Genomic DNA, 17,079 nt, shown 5'->3' with positions numbered 1-17,079 from the left:
ATTGATCATTGCGCCGGGCTCATGCCGCGTTTGGACAGGACGCGGTTTTCGATGAGAACGACAAGTTGATAGAACACGACGGACAGCAGCACCGAGACCACGGCAACGGCCCAGATCATGCCGTAGTCGAGATAGCCGCGGGACTGGTTGAGAAGGTTGCCGAGGCCTTTGCCTGTGGCCAGCCATTCGGCGATCATGACGCCGAGCAGGGCGCGCGGCACGGCGAGCCGTGTGGAGGCGAAGACATAAGGCAGGGATGCCGGGATGGTGACGAGACGCAATTGCTTGAGGGGGCCGGCGCCATAGGCGCGCGGCACATCGAGGGCGGCCCGCGAGACCAGCGACAGCCCCTGCGCCATCGTGACGAAGGCCGGGAAAAAGGTGACCGAGACCGTGATCCAGAGGATCACCGAATGGCCGCGCCCGAGCATCAGGACAAGCAGAGGGGTCAGCGCGACCAGCGGCATCGTCTGGGTGACGAGGGCGACCGGCATGAAGGCTCGGACGATGACGGGATAAAGCACGGAACCGATGGCGAGCGCAAAGGCGAAGGCCAGCCCGACGGCCATTCCGATGATCGTCATGGGCAGGGTTTGCGCCAGGGCGGCGGCCAGCTTGCCGAGATTGGTGGCCGATTGCGGTGACAGGAACAGATATTCGAAAAGGGCCGGTGGCGTCTTGGCGATCATCGCCGGCGTGCCCATGGCATAGAGCAGCACCCACCAGAACAGGAAGGGCAGAGCGATGGAGGCGAGAACAATCATCGTCTCGCGCAAAAAGCCCTTGGCCCGCGCTTCACTCGGCGCGGCTGCCGGCATGGTGACGGCGCGCGAGGCTCCGGTGAGCCGTGCGGCGATCAGGGAGAACAGGCCATAGGCGAGGCCGGCGATCAATGTTGCAGCCAGGCCGATGCCCCAGAGCCGGTCCGGTTCGCCGCGTCCGAGCGAGCCGATCAGATACACGCCGAGACCGAAGCGGCCGCCGCCGCCGAATTCGGCGAGAATGGCTCCGAGAACCGCATTTGGCGCCGCGATGCGCAGGCCGGACAAGATCGATGGCAGGGCGCTGCGCAATTGCGCCAGGCGCAGAACCTTCCAGCGATTGCCACCATAGGCCCTGACGATGTCGATAGCGCGCCGGTCGGTTTGCGACAGGCCGGTGACGGTGGCGCTCATGGTGATGAAATAGCAGCCGATGGCAGCGAGAATGATGCGCGGCGTCATGCCGGAAAAGGTGATGACGAGGATCGGCGAAAGGGCGATCGGTGGCAGCGCGAAAAGAGCGATATTGATGCCGCGTGCAAGGCGGCCAGTCAGCGGGAACAGGACAAACAGGATGCCGGCAGCGATCGCCAGGGCGTTGCCGATCAGGAAGCCGATCGATGCGCCCTCGATCGTCGCCCAGATGTGCGGCGGATAATCGGACCAGTCGATCCACAGGCGCTGCAGGATTGCCGAGGGCGCCGGCAGCGCGCCGTCCGCCACCAGACGCAGGCGGCCGACAATCTCCCACAGGACGAGCAGGATCCCCCAGTTGCGCAGCGTGCCGAGGCGGCCCTGCCCGGCCATCCTGCGGCGCGGGACGGGACGCGGGCTGGCCAGGGTTTCAGTGGCCATCGAGCGCTCCGGCGATCTCGGCTTCCAGAGCGTGGAACTGAGGGTCGGAGAAAATGGCGCTCTGACGCGGGCGGGCGAACGGGATGTCGATCACCTGGCCGATGCGTCCGGGGCGGCTTTGCATGACGACGACGCGGTCGGCGAGAAAGATCGCCTCATCAATGCCGTGGGTGACCAGCAGCGTGGTGGCGTTGCTTTCCATCCAGATGCGCTGCAGCTCGATGTTCATCTGGCGGCGCAGGATCTGGTCGAGGGCGCCGAACGGTTCGTCGAGAAAGAGAACGTCGGGCGTGGTGACCAGGGCGCGGGCAATGGCGGCGCGCTGGCGCATGCCGCCCGACAACTCGCCGGGCAGGGCTTTCTCGAAACCGGACAAGCCGACCATATCGACCAGTTCGTCGACCTTGGCACGGAATGCGCCGCGCTTCTTGTCGAGGACATCGAGCGGCAGCATGATGTTGTCCTCGACGGTGCGCCAGGGCATCAGGGCGGCATCCTGGAATGCCACTCCGGTCAGCCCCTGCCGCGCCGCGGCGAGGGGTTCGAGGCCGCCGATGCGGATCTCGCCGTCATTGGGGTGGTCGAGACCGAGCGCCAGGCGCAGCATCGTCGATTTGCCGCAGCCTGACGGTCCGATCAATGCGGTGAACGAGCCGGCGGGACACTCGAGCGAGACATCGTCGAGCGCCTGGACCGTCGCGCCGCGCCCTTCGAAGACGCGTGAGACCCGACTGATCCGGATGCCGGCCCGGTCGGTCATCCGATGTCCTCGAGAACCGAGGTGTCGAAATGCTCGCGCTTGGCAGCGATCCCGACCGCGTTGAGGGCCTCGATATTGGCCTCAATAGATTCTTCGCTCATGGCAAAAATTCCATCCGGATGTTCCATCAGTGGCTGCTGGGCGCGGTTGAAATAGAGTTCGTTCTCGATCGAACGCCCCGTGCCCTTGAACCAGCTGTCGGCAAATTTCGGCGGCCAGACGGACGGATCCTCGAAATTGTCGTTCCAGCCCTTGCGGCTGGCGCGCAGGAATCCGGTGATGTTCTTGCGGTTGTTCTTCAGGGCGTCTTCGGTGACGACAACGGTGTCGTTGAAGATGGTGAAGCCGAAGTCATAGAGCAGGAAGGACACCGCTTCGGCACCGGCCTGCTCGATGGTGTAGGGCACATTGGTGGTGAAATCGACCGAGGCATCGATCTCGCCCTTGATCAACGGTGTCGGGTCATAGGCATAGGGGACGATGTTGATCTTCGAGCGGTCGACGCCCGAGGTCTTCAGCATCGCCTCGACGGAGATGATGTTGACCGGCGGCACGGCGAGCGTCTTGCCGACCAGATCCTCGGGGCTGTTGATCGGGTTCGAGGCCAGCGAGACGATGCCGATCGGATTTTTCTGGTACTGGGCACCGATGATGCGGAAGGGAGCGCCCTGATCGGCGATCGCCTTGATCGTGGTGTCGGGCGTGGTCAGTGTGAGATCGGCCTTGCCGGCAATCAGCGTGCTTTCCGGGATGACATCGGGACCACCCGAAAAATAGGTCACGTCGAGACCTTCCTCGGCGTAATAGCCCTTGTCGAGGGCGATGAAGTAGCCGGTGAATTCGGCATCGTTGATCCAGGATGCCTGAAAGTTGAAGGGTTCGGCGGCAGCGCCATGGCGGGCGGCCATGGGCATGGCAGCGGCTGCTGCGGCGAGGGTGAGAAAGCGACGTCTGTCGACTGCGAATTTCATGACGGTCTCCTTTGCTGAATTCAGGCGATTCCCCGCATTCGCGCGAGCTCCTTCAAGGGTGGAATGGTGTCGATCTGCGCCGGGGTCATCAGATCCCAGCGCACACCGCGCGGGCGCATTGTCGCCCGGTCGACTGCCGTCAGCCGTTCGGGCGTGGCGATCAGATCGATGGCGATGTCGGTTTCGGACTGGTAAAACTTGTCGGCGACCAGTTGCACATCATGGACGATTGCGGCGACCGGGGTTGTCTCGTCCATCAGGCCGAGATCGGTGAAGATGCCCCATTCATGATCAAAATAAGTGTGGCCCTTGCCGAAGCGCACGCCATCCGTCGAGACCGCGGAGGCTCCGGTGACAGCAAAATCGAAACGGCCGAGATCGGCAATGCCAGCCAGGGAAATCGGGCGGGCGAAATGCTCCATGCCATCGAGCCAGGCGGCGTAACGCGCCGCGCCTTCGGGCACCGTGCCGGGCGCCAGATAGAGGAAGCCGCGGCACATATTATAGGTCGACATGATGAACGGCATGCCCGCCTCGATCATCTTGACGCGCAACTCGGTGAGCGAACTGTCCGGCGTGACGAAGGTGAGGCGGCTGTCGCGAAACGGTGCGTGATCGAGAAGCCGGGCGGTGGCGCGGTCGGCGCCTTCAAAATCCGGAATGAACTCGGAAAAGTCGAGATGCAGACGCGTGTCGGGACGGGCGACATCCTTCAGGCGGTCCCAGATCCGCTGGCGCATGAAACTCATCTGCGACATGATTATCCGCCCCTGTTTCATTGTTTCTTTATCATGAAACTGGAGTTTCATAAATGCAAGGGGGGTGCTATGGTTTTTGCATATTTGATTTGGGAAGGGTGTTATGGCTTCGCGCCTCATATTGCGAATTCAGGAACGGTATTCGAAGCTTACGGCGGGCGAGCAGAAGCTGGCGCAACTGATTCTCGAGCGGGAACATGACATCCTGACCCATTCGGCGACGGAGATCGCCGAGATGGCCGGCGTTTCAAAAGCGACGGCGGCGCGGTTTTTCCAGCACCTTGGTTATGCCGATTTCAACGAGGTCAAATTGCAGGCGCGCGAGGAGCGCGATCGCACCGAACCGTTCCTGTACTCGGTCACGCAGTCCGAGCAGATGGCGCTGGGCCGGACCATCGGCGCGCATCTGGAACTGGAGCTGCGCAATCTGACCAAGACATTCGAGGAGCTGCGCTCCGACAAGGTGCGTGCGGCTGTCGAGCTGATCGCCGATGCGCCACGCGTGTGGGTGCTGGGCATCGGCCTTGAAGACGGGCTGGCGCGGTCGGCGCGACTGCTGCTGGCGCGGCTCAGGCACGGGGTGACGCTGCTTGGCCAGCAGCCGGGCGCCTGGGCAGAGGATCTGGCAATGACCGGCCCGCGCGATGTCTTGCTGGTGGTGGCGCTGCCGCCGTTTCCGGCGGCCCTCATGCCGCTCCTGTCCTATGCCAAAACCAGCCGGTTGAATGTCATCACCGTCACCGACCGCAGTTCGATGCTGGAGTTGCAGCGGCTGTCGACGGTCATCCTGCCGTGCCATGTTTCCAGTTTCGCTCTCGGCGCTTCGGCGACCGCCGTCAGCAGCATCCTGCGGCTGTTGGCCCTGAGCTATGCGGCGCATGCGGGCAAGTCGGCGCAGCAACGCGCCGAGATCATCGCCAGCATCGGCGAGGAGCTGGAAGACATGGGCTGAGCCCGCGACGGTGACCCGCCGGCGCTTCAGCGCGCTGGCTAGCTATGGCCGTCAGGCCACGCGGCGGGCGGCGGCCCGGGTGTCCGCCAGGGCGAAATCAACCGCCGCAGCGGCATGCAGCAGGGTGGAATCATATGCCGGCAGGGCGCAGTCTTCCGGACCGATCAGCAGGCCGATCTCGGTGCAGCCGAGAATGACTGAATCGCAGCCTTTATGCCGTGCCGCGGCTATGAGATCCTGGAAAGCCTGGCGGGATGCGGCGCTGACGATGCCGCAACACAGCTCCTCGAAAATGACCCTGTGCACAAGCTCGCGGCCCGCCGCATCGGGGACGGTTGCGTCAAGGCCGAATATCTGGTGCAGGCGGTCGCGGTAGAAGGTGTCTTCCATCGTATAGCGCGTGGCAAGCAGCAGCGGTTTGCGCGCACCGCCGGCGCGCAGCGCGGCGCCAGTGACATCGACAATGTGTATCAGCGGGATCGCGACCGCCTGGGCAATCGGCGCGGCGATGCGATGCATGGTGTTGGTGCAGATGACGAGGCAGTCCGCGCCGGCCTGCTCGAGGCGGTTGGCCACGCCGGCAAGATACTCGGCGGCGCGGTCCCACTGGCCGGACGTCTGCCAGTCGACGATGGTCTGGAAATCGACCGAGGCGAGCAGGATGTCCGCCGAGTGCAGGCCGCCACGCTGCTCGCGCACGATTTCGTTGATCTGCCGGTAGTAAACAGCGGTGCTTTCCCAGCTCATGCCGCCGATCAGGCCAATGGTCTTCTGCATCTTCGCTCTCCCGTTCTGATGCGGGCAATCTAGGCGATGTGCCGCGAAAACGGTGCGCGTATCTCGCCTCTCTCAAGTGCGTATGCGCAAAAATTGTTTGTGTCCTGATAGATTTGCGCTCATATTTTCGATATGGCCACCACCGGGCGAAAGGAAAACTCGATGCTCGACCCGCGGGATCGCAAGATACTGGAATGCCTTCAGCGGGATGCGGCGATTTCGATCGGCGATCTGGCGGACCAGGTCGCCTTGTCGGTGTCCGCCTGTTGGCGGCGGATCCGAAATCTCGAAGAGACGGGCTTGATCACCGGGCGGGTGGCGCTGGTTGATCGGAAGAAGGCGAATGTCGGGATGACGGTGTTCGTTGCCGTGCGCACCTCCCGCCATTCGATCGGATGGACGGAGGAATTCCGCGCGACAATCGCTGCGATCCCGGAAATCGTCGAGGCCTACCGGCTGACTGGCGAGATGGATTACATCCTGCGCCTCGTGGTGCCGAGCGTCGAGGTTTATGATGAAGTCTACCGGGAACTGATCACGCGGCTCGACTTCATGGATGTGTCGGCCTTCATTGGCATGGAGGAATTGAAATACACGACCGCCGTGCCGCTGAAATATTTGTAGATTGCCGGTGTGGGGGAGAGGGCGGTCTGGTTGGGGTTGCCACTGTCACTCAGTCGACCGGCGCGCCGAGATCGGCGCCCATGCGCGCCGACAGGCGGCTGGCGACGCGTTTGAGCGTGGCCACGATCCGCGGCTCGAGGTCGGGTGTCATGTCCTCGACGAGCTGGCTGACCGCGACGCCGGCAATGGCCTGATGGGCCGAATCCAGCACCGGTGCGCCAAAGCAGACCATCCCCTCGGCGACCTGCTGATTGTCGATGGCAATGCCGGTGCGGCGGACCACGGAAAGTTCGGCCCGCAGATCTGCCAGGGAACGCACGCTGTGCGGCGTCAAGGGACGCGGCAGGCCGGCGTCAAAGAGGCGCCGCAGTTCTGCCTCGGTGCTGCGACTGAGCAGTGCCTTGCCGGTGGCCGTGAAGGCGGCCGGCAGGCGCATACCGGCGCGGAAATCGACTAGCGGATGGCTCAGGGCCGAGTTGCGCGCCGCGATATAGACGACCTCGGCGCCATCGCGCACCGACAGGGTTATGGTGGCGCCGGGCATTTCCGTCTCGGAGTCCCATATGGCCGCGAATTCGGTGGCGATATCCGACTGCCGCAGAAAGGCCTGAGACCAGCGCATCAGATGCGGCCCCAGACGGTAGGTCTGATCGGGACGGCGGATCAGAAGATCGAGCTCGACGAGGCTGCGGCACAGGGTGTGTGCCGTGCTCTTGGCGATACCGAGTTCGCGCGCCATCTGCGAGAGTGTCTGCGGGGCGCGGCTGCGGGCGACCAGATCGAGAATGCGGCTGGCGCGCCCGATGGCGGGGATGATCCGCTTCGGATCGCCTTCATCGGCGTCGCTCGCTGCTGCTCTTTGATCCATCCCGTTGACCCCGCGGCGCACTCTGCTATTGTTCCGAATAAGAAATTGCGTTCAGTATACGGGACAAAATGACCGATGCAACATTCGATTTGCTCTGCCGGGGTCTGGCAGGCGAGCCGCGTTACTGATCGCGCACAGGTGACAGCGCGATGACGCCTTTCGTCTTCAATACGACCCGGTCGGTGCGGTTCGGGGCCGGTGCCCTGAATGATCTCGGCACGATGGCGGCGGCAGAGATTGGCCGGCGGGTTATGCTGATCACCGATCCGGGGCTGATGGACACCGGAATTGTCGGGCGTGCCCAGGAGCGACTGGCGGCGGCCGGCGTCGCGGTCAGCCTATATAGTGACGTCAAGGCGGATCCGCCGGAAGCGGTGATCGAGGCGGCTGCGGAGATGGCCCGGGCCGAGAGCGTCGACGGCATCATCGGGCTCGGCGGCGGATCATCGCTCGACGTCGCGAAACTGGTGGCGCTGCTCGCCGGCAGCGGCGAAAACCTTGCCGATGCCTATGGTGTCGGGCTGGCGCGCGGGCCGCGTCTGCCACTGATCCTTGCGCCGACGACGGCCGGCACCGGCTCGGAGGTGACGCCGATTTCCGTCGTCACCACCGGCGCGCATGAGAAAAAGGGCGTGGTCTCGCCGCTTCTCCTGCCCGACGTGGCGCTGATCGATCCGGAACTGACCTATGGGCTGCCGCCGCATGTGACGGCGGCGACCGGGATCGATGCGATGGTGCATGCGATCGAAGCCTATGCCTCGGCGAGCGCCAACAACAATCCGGTCTCGCGGCTCCTGGCCACACAGGCTCTGAGCCTGATGGGGCCGGCCATCCTGACGGCGGTTCGCAACGGTGCGGACCAGCAGGCGCGCGCGGACATGCTGCTTGGTGCGATGCTGGCCGGCCAGGCCTTCGCCAATGCGCCGGTCGCCGCCGTGCACGCGCTGGCCTATCCGCTGGGCGGTCATTTCCACATCCCGCACGGCCTGTCGAATGCGCTGGTGCTGCCGCATGTATTGCGTTTCAACATCGTTGCGGCGCCCCAGCCCTACGCCGAACTGGCGCCCTTCGCCTTTCCCGAGCTTGGCCGCTTCGAGGGCCAGGAGCGGGCGGCTGCGTTCTGCGATCGCCTGGCAGAACTTTCGCAAGCCTGCGACCTTCCGCCCAATCTCAGGGCAATGAACATTGACGAGGCGGCCCTGCCGATGCTGGCCGCCGACGCGATGAAACAGACCCGGCTGCTCGTCAACAATCCCCGTCCGCTGAGCGAGGCGGACGCTTTGGCGATCTACCGTGCCGCCTACTGACAATCTGCAATGAAAGGACCAATGATGTCTCTCAATCTCTCCGATTCCAGCCTGCTTGAAACCCGCGCCTTCCTTGGCGGCGAGTGGACGGAAACCGGCAAAACCTTCCCGGTCGTCAATCCTGCGACCGGCGAGACGATCGCCGAAGTCGCCGACCTGTCGGCAGACGATGTGCGCAAGGCCATCGATCTTGCCTATGAGGCGCAGAAGGCATGGCGCGCCCGCACGGCGAAAGACCGCTGCGCGATCCTGCTCAAATGGAACGATCTGATGCTCGAGCATCAGGAGGATCTCGGCAAGATCCTGACGGCGGAGATGGGCAAGCCGCTGGCCGAGGCGAAAGGCGAGATCGCCTATGGAGCCTCGTATATCCAGTGGTTCGCCGAGGAGGGCCGGCGCATCTACGGGGATGTCATTCCCGGCCACCAGGAAGACAAGCGCATCGTCGTGCTGAAGCAGCCGGTCGGGGTGGTCGGTTCGATCACGCCGTGGAATTTCCCGAATGCGATGATCGCCCGCAAAGTGGCGCCGGCGCTGGCCGCGGGCTGCACTTTCGTTGGCCGGCCGGCCGAGAAGACGCCGCTTTCGGCGCTGGCGATGGCGGTGCTCGCCGAGCGCGCCGGTGTGCCGAAAGGCGTGCTGTCGATCGTCACCGGCTCGGATTCGAAGGGCATCGGCCAGGAGCTGTGCGGCAACCCGAAAGTGCGCAAGCTGACCTTCACCGGCTCGACGGAAGTTGGCCGCATCCTGATGAAGCAGTGCGCGCACGACATCAAGAAGCTGTCGCTTGAACTGGGCGGCAATGCCCCCTTCCTGGTGTTCGACGATGCCGATATCGACAAGGCGGTGGAAGGCGCGATGATCGCCAAATACCGCAATTCGGGGCAGACCTGCGTGTGTGCCAACCGCATCTATGTGCAGAGCAGTGTCGCCGAGGAATTTGCGCAAAAGCTGGCGGAAGCGGCCAAGAAGCTGCAGGTCGGTGACGGCATGAAAGACGGCACGACAATCGGGCCGCTGGTCGATGAGGCGGCGCTCAAGAAGGTCGAAGAGCACGTCTCCGACGCGGTCAGCAAGGGCGCCAAGGTGCTGGTCGGGGGTGAACGCTCCGAGCTCGGACATACCTTCTATCAGCCGACCGTGATGACCGGGGTGAAGGAAGGCATGAAAGTGCTGACCGACGAGACCTTCGGACCGGTGGCGCCGATCATCACCTTCGAGACCGAGGAAGAAGCGATCCGCCTGGCCAACAACACCGAGTTCGGACTTGCCGCCTATTTCTTTGCGCGTGATCTGTCACGGGTCTGGCGCGTGGCCGAGGAAATCGAAAGCGGCATGGTGGGCATCAACACCGGTCTGATCTCGGCCGCCGAAGCGCCGTTTGGCGGCATCAAGGCGTCGGGGCTGGGCCGCGAAGGCTCGAAATACGGCATCGAGGATTTCCTCGAGATCAAGTATCTCTGCATGAGCGTCTGATCGGCTGAGAACAGCAGACCGAAAACGATGACGGGCCGGACCGCGACATGCGACCGGCCCGTTCTGCATTGCGCCTGGCCTGGTTCAAGCCACCGCACCGGCATCCTTTCCTCAGGCGAAGGCGAGTGCGGCCCCCTTGATCTGAGCCTGTACCGGCTGGCCGAGGGCGAGACCGAGTGTCTCCCAGGAGCGCCGGGTGATGCGGGCCAGAAGGCGGGTGCCTTCCTCGCCGGCGGCGCCCAGTTGCAGGACAACAAGCATGTCGGTCGCCCCTTGGGGCTGGGCGCTGACGATGGTGGCCGGCAGAATGTTGAGGATGGAGGAGGGGCCGGGAGGCGCCAGGGCGATCGACACGTCGGAGGCGCGGATACGCAGGCGCAGCGGCCCGGCCGGATCCGGCGGCGTGCCAGGCACCCGCAGGGTGGCGCCGGCAATGCGCAGTTCGAGAAGGCCGTAGGCGGCATCAAAGCCGGCCAGTTGCGCATCGAGGGCGACACTGGCGTCGCGGCGCCTTGCGAGCGGCAGGGCAGGATCGCCCAGAACCCTGTCGAGCGGTGCCGAGGCGATCACCCGGCCCCTTTCAAGCAGCACCAGCCAGTCGGCCAGGCGCTCGATCTCCTGCAGGTCGTGGGTGACATAGATGACGGGGATATCGAGCGTCCTGTGCAGGCGTTCGAGAAACGGCAGGATTTCCTCGCGCGCCTCCTGGTCGAGCGCCGACAGCGGCTCATCCATTAAAAGCACACGCGGTCTCGACAGCAGCGCCCGGGCGAGGGCAACGCGCTGACGCTCACCGCCGGACAGGCGCTCAGGGTTGCGGTCGATCAGCGGCTCGAGGCGCAACAGGCTGACAAGATCGTCGAAGGCCGCGGTCTCGGCGGCGCCTGCGGGTGGCTGACCGCGGCGGGCGAACAGCAGGTTGCCGCGCACCGTGAGGTGCGGAAACAGGCTCGGCTCCTGAAAGACATAGCCGATGGCGCGGCGGTGCGGCGGGATGAATGTGTCTGGCGTTTGCCAGGTCTCGCCGCCAATGCGGCACCGGCCGTTGCGCACCCGCTCCAGCCCGGCAAGGCAGCGCAGAACGGTGGTCTTGCCGCATCCCGAAGGGCCGAAAAGCGCCGTGATGCCGCGGTTCGGGGCCGTGAAGGCGGCGTTAAGCGTGAAGCGCTCGAAGCGGTCCTCGAACGCCGCCTCTATGATATCGCCGCTCATTTCGCCCTCCGGCGCAGGCGTCTGTCGAGCAGCGTCACCGACAGGATGACGAGAAAAGCGAAGACCACCATGCCGAATGCAAGGATATTGGCCTCGCGCCAGCGCAGCGTTTCGACGAAATCATAGATCGCCACGGACAGGACCTTGGTTTCGCCCGGGATGTTGCCGCCGATCATCAGGACAACGCCGAACTCGCCGACCGTATGGGCAAAGCCGAGGACGGCGCCGGTGAGAAGACCGGGACGGGCGAGCGGCAGGGCGACGGTCCAGAAGGCGCGGGCCGGGGAGGCGCGCAGGGTGGCAGCCACTTCGAGCGGCCGATCGCCCATCGCTTCGAAGGCGTTGCGAATGGGCTGGACGACGAACGGCAGGGAATAGATCACCGAGCCGATGACCAGTCCCTCGAATGTGAAGGCGAGCGTGCGGGCGCCCCAGCTTTGTGCCAGCAGCCCGCCCGGCCCGTCCGGCCCGAGAGCGAGAAGCAGGTAGAAGCCGAGGACTGTCGGTGGCAGGACCAGGGGCAGTGCGACCAGCGTGCCGACAACCTCCTTGTACCAGCGCGGGGAGCGTGCCAGCCACCAGGCGATCGGCGTGCCGAAAATGATCAGGATCAAGGTTGTCAGCGCCGCCAGTTGCACGGTCAGGCGGATGGCGCTCCAGATCTCCGGGCTCAAGGCTGGCATCTGTGCCTACTCCGCCATGGCGGCATCGTAGCCATAGGCTGCGATGATCTTGTGCGCTGCCTCGGAGCGGAGGAAATCGAGAAAGACGCGCGCAGCCGGGTTGTCCTTGCCGGCGGCAAGCAACACGGCATCCTGGCGGATCGGCGCGTGAAGGCTGGCCGGAACCGGCCAGTAATTGCCCTCGCTGCGCCCGATGACCTGCGCCAGGGCGACAAAGCCTATGGCCGTATTGCCGGTCTCGACGAACTGGAAGGCCTGGGCAATCGTCGTGCCGATGACGAAGGTCGGGCGCAATCGGTCTTCCAGATCGAGCGCCTGCATCACCTCGATGGCGGCGCGGCCATAGGGGGCAAGATCGGGATTGGCAATGGCGATGCGTTCGCCCGGGCCCAAGTGCAGGGAGTCGGGCCCCGTGGCAGTGCCCGGTTCGCGCCCGTACAAGGCGAGTCGTCCGACCGCATAGGTGAAGCCGCTGCCCGCGACCGCCAGTCCCTCGGCGAGGGCGCGCGCGGGCCTCTCCGCATCGGCGGCAAGGAAGACCTCATAGGGCGCGCCCTGCATGATCTGGGCGAAGAGCTGCCCGGTGGCGCCGTAACTCAAGACGGCCTGGTGCCCGCTGGCGGCGGCGAAGGCGGCGGCAATGTCCTCAGCCGGTGCGGTGAAGTTGGCGGCGACCGCCACGAGCGTCTTCTCGGCGGCCGCCGGGCCGGAGGCAAGACCGATGGCGATGGCGAGGATACGCAGCGCGGTGCGCAGGGGCGGGGAGAGGTCCATCCACGGATCCTTGTGGGAAGGGCCGGACGGGGCCGAAGCGAAATGTCTTTTCACGCGGCTATATAACACAGTGCTTTCCGATGCGGTCAATCAGCGTTGGCGGGCGCAGGCTCCAGAGTCTCGGGGAAAAGCGCAGTCGGGCGTTGCGGCAGCCGGGACGAGGGGGCAAGCTGCGCGGCGTGCTGCCCGGCGATTATCGGGCATTTCACTGAATTCTTGCCTGCGGGATATCACCATGTCCGTTGTCAGCCTGTCGCTGGTGGCCATTGTTGCCCTCATCCACTTCTATATCGTCTGGCTGGAGATGTTTGCCTGGGAGCGCCGCGGGCCGAAAGTGTTCCGCACGCTGCCGGCGGAGCTGTTCAGCCAGACCAAGCAGCTGGCGGCGAACCAGGGGCTGTACAACGGGTTTCTCGCTTTCGGGCTGGTGTGGTCGATCATCATATCGAACCCGGTCTGGCAGTCGCATGTGGCGCTGTTCTTCCTGGTGTGTGTCAGCCTGGCGGGCATCTATGGCGCGGCGACCGTCTCGCGGCGTATCTTTTACGTGCAGGCGCTGCCGGCGCTGGCGGGGATCGCCAGTCTCCTCATCTAGGCCAGCGCCGCAGCCGAACGAACCGACCGCGTTCTCGTCTGGCTCGTGCCGCGCTCGACGGCGCTACATCGCGCCCCTATAGTCGCGCGCATGTGCCGCGCGTGGCTGTTCCGGTCTCCCAGCCGATCGGAAAGCCCATTCCCAGGGTGTTCATGTCCTCGTCTTTTCGTTCGCATCTTGCCGCGCTGATCATCGGAGCGATGGGCGGCGGCCTCGCCTTTCTCCTCGGGGCGCCGGCGCCGTTTCTGATCGGACCGGCGATCGCGGCGGCAGTTGCGGCTTTGGCAGGTGTACGCGTGGCGGTTGGGCGCTGGACGCGTGATCTGACTTTCATCGTGCTGGGTGTCACGATGGGCCAGAGCGTCACGCCGGATGTGCTTTCTGCGGCGACACGCTGGCCGGTGACGCTGGTCTTGCTGGCGGTGTTGCTGGTGACGATCCTGCTGGTGACGCGCATCATGCTGGAACGCTTCTGGCACATGGACCGCACGACCGCCTTACTGAGCGCCTCGCCGGGCCATCTCGGTTATGTGCTCGGTCTGAGTGAGGGGATGCAGGCCGATCTGGCGGCAGTCAGCATCATCCAGAGCTTCCGGGTTCTGTCCCTGACCATCGCCGTCCCGGTGGCGGCGCTGGTGATCGCACCGTTGCCGTCCGCTGCAGAGATGGCCGCACCGGCCCCTCTGGCGCCCTTGCAGTTCGTGCTGGTGCTTGCCGCTGCCGGGCTTGCCGGATGGGGCTTGCACCGCGTGCGCCTGCCAGCCGCATACTTGATGGGCGGTCTTGGGGTGTCGTTGCTCCTGCATGGCAGCACCATGGTGACCGGAAACATGCCGCCGGCGGTGACCACGGTTGCGTTCATCGTTCTCGGAACGCTGATCGGCAGCCGGTTCTCAGGCGTCAGTTTTGCGGAGCTGCGGCGCTGTATCGGGGCCGGAATCGCGGTGACGCTCGTATCGGTGATGCTCGCGTTTGTCTTCGCGCTGGCGGCCTCGGCCGCAAGTGGCCTGCCGCTGACCGCAGTGCTGATTGCCTTCGCGCCGGGCGGAGTTGAAACGATGTCGGCAATGTCGGTGCTGCTCGGGGTCGACCCGACTTTCGTGGCCGCGCATCACATTTCGCGGCTGTTGATGCTGACATTCATTGTGCCGGCGCTGGTGCTGCGACGCCCGGCGGCGTGAGCCGCCCATTGGATCGGACGCTGGAAGCCATTATGTCTAGAACAATCGAATCTCACGCTGGAGCTTATCTTGAGTTTTACCAAGGACGACGTCGTCGCAAAATTGCGCACCGTGCAGGGCCCGGATCTTGATGGGAATATTGTCGATCAAGGCCTGGTGTCCGACATTTTCGTGGCTGAGAACAAGGTCTATTTCTCGCTGACGGTGCCTGCCGAGCGGGCGCGTGATCTCGAGCCGATGCGGCTTGCAGCTGAAAAGGCGGCGCTGACGATTCCCGGCGTTGAAAGCGCGATGGTGGCGCTGACGGCGGCGCGGGCTGCGGGGTCGGCTGCCGCATCACCGCCGCCAAGACCGTCCGGGCCGGCCGGGGCTGCCCCCGGTGCTGCGCCGGGTGGCGGGCCCGGTGCGCCGCGGGGCGGACCGCGTGGACAACGCGCCAAGACGGAGGTGCCGGGTGTCGCGAAGATCATCGCCGTGGCCTCGGGCAAGGGGGGGGTCGGCAAATCGACGACCGCGGTCAATCTGGCGTTGGCGCTGGCGGAGAAAGGCCAGCGGGTCGGCATATTGGACGCCGATATCTACGGCCCGTCGCTGCCGCGCCTGACCGGGATATCGGGGCGTCCCGAGCAGCTTGAGGGCCGGGTTCTCAAACCGATGGAGAAGTTCGGTCTGAAGGTGATGTCGATGGGGTTCCTGGTCGAAGAGGACACACCGATGATCTGGCGCGGGCCGATGGTCATTTCGGCCCTGACGCAGATGCTGCGCGAGGTGGCGTGGGGCGAACTCGATGTGCTCGTGGTCGACATGCCTCCCGGCACCGGCGACGCGCAGCTGACCATGGCGCAGCAGGTGCCGCTGGCCGGCGCGGTGATCGTCTCGACGCCGCAGGATCTGGCACTGCTCGATGCGCGCAAGGGCATCAACATGTTCCGCAAGGTCGAGGTGCCGCTGCTCGGGCTGATCGAGAATATGAGTCATTTCATCTGCCCCGACTGCGGCAGCCAGCACGACATTTTTGGGCATGGCGGGGCGCGCAAGGAAGCCGAGCGGATCGGCGTGCCGTTCCTTGGCGAGGTTCCGCTGGCGCTGCCGATCCGCGAGACATCGGATGCCGGAGCGCCGGTGGTCGCCAGCGATCCCGGCGGTGTGCATGCACAGCGCTACCTGGAGATTGCCGGTCGTCTGCTGGACGAGATGGCGCGCTACGAGACCAGCCGCCGCCCGGCACCGAGCATCGTCTTCGAGTAGAAGCGCGGTTCAGCCGCTTTCAGGCGCACAAGCGGCGAAACAGGGCAAGGTTCTCGCGATCGAGGCTGTCATCCTGGGGTTCATCCTGGGACGCCAGCTTGACGACGACCGTACGGCTCGGCGGGTCGATATAGAGAAACTGGCCGTGGATGCCGACGGCAAGATAGGCCTCGCTGTCGCCACCGACCTGGTACCACTGGCTGCGGTAGCGGCCCTCGGGCAGGAAGTCGGCCTGATTGCCATCGGCCCAGGCGTGCGCATCGCCATTGTGCCGCATGTCGTCGATCCAGCGTTGCGGCAGGATACGTGCGCCCGCAGCGGTCCCGTCGTTCAAAAGCAGCTCGCCGACCGCCAGAAGATCGTGCGGGCGGCAGGACATGCCGCCGGCGGTGCGCGGCGCGCCGAGATTGTCGACCGTCAGAAACGCATCGGCATGCGCCTGAAGCGGCTTCCAGAGCAGATCGGAGACAAGATCGGAGACCCGTCGTCCAGCGGATTTCTCGATCACCGCGCCGAGCATGTCGCTGTTCGGCGAGCAGTAATAATGGGCCCCGCCATGCGGCGCGTCGGCCTTTTTGAGATCGCAAAGCAGAGCGAACAGGTTCTCGTCCGCGCCGCTGGACAGCGGCGGATTCCACAGCATCGCCCGGCGGTAGCGCGCATAATCGCCCTGTGAGAGGTATTGCTCGTCGAAATCGATGCTGACGCGCATGTCGAGGAGATCGCGCAAGGTGGCGTCCCCATAGGCGCTGCGTCGCGTTTCGGGCAGGATCATGCCGACACTGAGCGCCGGGTCGACAAGGCCGCGCTCCTCGAGAATGGCAAAGATCAGCGCGGTGATCGACTTGGTGATCGAGAAGAGAAGGTGCGGGTCGCCGCGGTCAACCCCGGCGGCATGCCATTCGGCGACGATCCGGCCGTCGCGTGCCATCAGGAAACTGTCGGTCTGGCTGCGCGCCAGAAACCAGGCCACCGTCTCATTGGCAGCACCGATCGGGCGGCTCATGATCTCGGCATTGCGCTGCACGGCGGGCAGCGGGCGCGGCGTCGCGGTGGCAATGCGGGCCGAAGGGATCAGTTCGGCGGTGTTGCGAAACGCCCAGCGGCTGAAGGGCTGGGTGCGCCAATTGGCAAGGCTCGCGGCGGAGCGCGGAAAGCCATTGCGGGTCTCGAATTCGTCTTCCATGATGCCCTTTTCGCGGCTTCGTTTCCTGGCGTTGTCAGGCCGGAGGGAAAAAACTTGAATGAATGGGTTCACTTTTCATGGAATCATTCTA

At 64.8% G+C, this 17,079-nt stretch carries 17 protein-coding genes; 7 read left to right on the top strand and 10 right to left on the bottom strand.

Features of this window, described 5'->3' with window-relative positions; genetic code table 11:
• Positions 1-5: 5 nt before the first annotated feature.
• Genes KY465_RS02740 through KY465_RS02725 form a run of 4 tightly spaced genes read right to left on the bottom strand, consistent with a single transcriptional unit; the run spans position 6 to position 4,105 of the window.
• Positions 6-1,616, bottom strand: a complete 1,611-nt coding sequence (locus KY465_RS02740; protein WP_255561394.1) for an ABC transporter permease — start codon at positions 1,614-1,616, stop codon at positions 6-8.
• Positions 1,606-2,376, bottom strand: a complete 771-nt coding sequence (locus KY465_RS02735; protein ID WP_219158188.1) for an ABC transporter ATP-binding protein — start codon at positions 2,374-2,376, stop codon at positions 1,606-1,608. The genes KY465_RS02740 and KY465_RS02735 overlap by 11 nt, the downstream gene beginning before the upstream one ends.
• Complete coding sequence (locus tag KY465_RS02730) at positions 2,373-3,347, bottom strand: ABC transporter substrate-binding protein (RefSeq protein ID WP_219158186.1); 975 nt, start codon at positions 3,345-3,347, stop codon at positions 2,373-2,375. The genes KY465_RS02735 and KY465_RS02730 overlap by 4 nt, the downstream gene beginning before the upstream one ends.
• Before the next feature lie 20 nt (positions 3,348-3,367).
• Positions 3,368-4,105, bottom strand: coding sequence for a 5-formyltetrahydrofolate cyclo-ligase (locus tag KY465_RS02725; RefSeq protein WP_219158184.1), 738 nt, complete (start codon positions 4,103-4,105; stop codon positions 3,368-3,370).
• Positions 4,106-4,208: 103 nt separating this feature from the next.
• Between KY465_RS02725 and KY465_RS02720 the strand changes: the two genes are divergently transcribed.
• On the top strand, positions 4,209-5,057 hold the full coding sequence (locus KY465_RS02720) for a MurR/RpiR family transcriptional regulator (RefSeq protein WP_219158182.1): 849 nt from the start codon (positions 4,209-4,211) through the stop codon (positions 5,055-5,057).
• 51 nt (positions 5,058-5,108) lie between these two features.
• On the opposite strand, the gene KY465_RS02715 is transcribed toward KY465_RS02720, so the two are convergent.
• Positions 5,109-5,834, bottom strand: coding sequence for an aspartate/glutamate racemase family protein (locus KY465_RS02715; RefSeq protein WP_219158180.1), 726 nt, complete (start codon positions 5,832-5,834; stop codon positions 5,109-5,111).
• Between the two features lie 162 nt (positions 5,835-5,996).
• Between KY465_RS02715 and KY465_RS02710 the strand changes: the two genes are divergently transcribed.
• Positions 5,997-6,458 (top strand): Lrp/AsnC family transcriptional regulator, encoded by a 462-nt coding sequence (locus KY465_RS02710; RefSeq protein WP_219158178.1) that lies wholly within the window; start codon positions 5,997-5,999, stop codon positions 6,456-6,458.
• A 49-nt stretch (positions 6,459-6,507) separates the two neighbouring features.
• Here the strand turns inward: KY465_RS02710 and KY465_RS02705 are convergent, their stop codons facing one another.
• Positions 6,508-7,326: an IclR family transcriptional regulator gene (locus KY465_RS02705; RefSeq protein WP_219158176.1), complete on the bottom strand. Its 819-nt coding sequence runs from the start codon at positions 7,324-7,326 to the stop codon at positions 6,508-6,510.
• A 149-nt stretch (positions 7,327-7,475) separates the two neighbouring features.
• Between KY465_RS02705 and KY465_RS02700 the strand changes: the two genes are divergently transcribed.
• The gene (locus KY465_RS02700) at positions 7,476-8,633 is read left to right on the top strand and encodes an iron-containing alcohol dehydrogenase (protein ID WP_219158174.1); all 1,158 of its coding nucleotides are present in this window, start codon (positions 7,476-7,478) and stop codon (positions 8,631-8,633) included.
• A gap of 24 nt (positions 8,634-8,657) precedes the next feature.
• Entirely contained in the window at positions 8,658-10,109 is a 1,452-nt protein-coding gene (locus KY465_RS02695) for an NAD-dependent succinate-semialdehyde dehydrogenase (protein ID WP_219200745.1), read from the top strand.
• Positions 10,110-10,220: 111 nt separating this feature from the next.
• On the opposite strand, the gene modC is transcribed toward KY465_RS02695, so the two are convergent.
• The 3 genes from modC to modA are packed head-to-tail and all read right to left on the bottom strand — an operon-like array spanning position 10,221 to position 12,778.
• Entirely contained in the window at positions 10,221-11,321 is a 1,101-nt protein-coding gene (gene modC, locus KY465_RS02690) for a molybdenum ABC transporter ATP-binding protein (protein ID WP_219158172.1), read from the bottom strand.
• Positions 11,318-12,004, bottom strand: coding sequence for a molybdate ABC transporter permease subunit (modB, locus tag KY465_RS02685; RefSeq protein ID WP_219158170.1), 687 nt, complete (start codon positions 12,002-12,004; stop codon positions 11,318-11,320). The genes modC and modB overlap by 4 nt, the downstream gene beginning before the upstream one ends.
• Before the next feature lie 6 nt (positions 12,005-12,010).
• Entirely contained in the window at positions 12,011-12,778 is a 768-nt protein-coding gene (gene modA, locus KY465_RS02680; RefSeq protein ID WP_219158168.1) for a molybdate ABC transporter substrate-binding protein, read from the bottom strand.
• 235 nt (positions 12,779-13,013) lie between these two features.
• Between modA and KY465_RS02675 the strand changes: the two genes are divergently transcribed.
• The 3 genes from KY465_RS02675 to KY465_RS02665 all read left to right on the top strand — a co-directional run bounded on the left by KY465_RS02675 (position 13,014) and on the right by KY465_RS02665 (position 15,802).
• The gene (locus KY465_RS02675) at positions 13,014-13,373 is read left to right on the top strand and encodes a DUF1304 domain-containing protein (RefSeq protein WP_219158166.1); all 360 of its coding nucleotides are present in this window, start codon (positions 13,014-13,016) and stop codon (positions 13,371-13,373) included.
• A 152-nt stretch (positions 13,374-13,525) separates the two neighbouring features.
• A complete protein-coding gene (locus KY465_RS02670; protein ID WP_219158164.1) occupies positions 13,526-14,554 on the top strand; it encodes an AbrB family transcriptional regulator in 1,029 nt (342 codons plus the stop codon).
• A gap of 66 nt (positions 14,555-14,620) precedes the next feature.
• The gene (locus KY465_RS02665) at positions 14,621-15,802 is read left to right on the top strand and encodes an Mrp/NBP35 family ATP-binding protein (RefSeq protein ID WP_219200744.1); all 1,182 of its coding nucleotides are present in this window, start codon (positions 14,621-14,623) and stop codon (positions 15,800-15,802) included.
• A gap of 19 nt (positions 15,803-15,821) precedes the next feature.
• On the opposite strand, the gene KY465_RS02660 is transcribed toward KY465_RS02665, so the two are convergent.
• Positions 15,822-16,988: a serine hydrolase domain-containing protein gene (locus tag KY465_RS02660; RefSeq protein ID WP_219158162.1), complete on the bottom strand. Its 1,167-nt coding sequence runs from the start codon at positions 16,986-16,988 to the stop codon at positions 15,822-15,824.
• Positions 16,989-17,079: the final 91 nt, after the last annotated feature.

The organism is Neohoeflea coraliihabitans, assembly GCF_019334345.1.
Classification (GTDB): Bacteria; Pseudomonadota; Alphaproteobacteria; order Rhizobiales; family Rhizobiaceae; genus Pseudohoeflea; species Pseudohoeflea coraliihabitans.
This window is presented reverse-complemented; position numbering and strand designations above follow the sequence as displayed.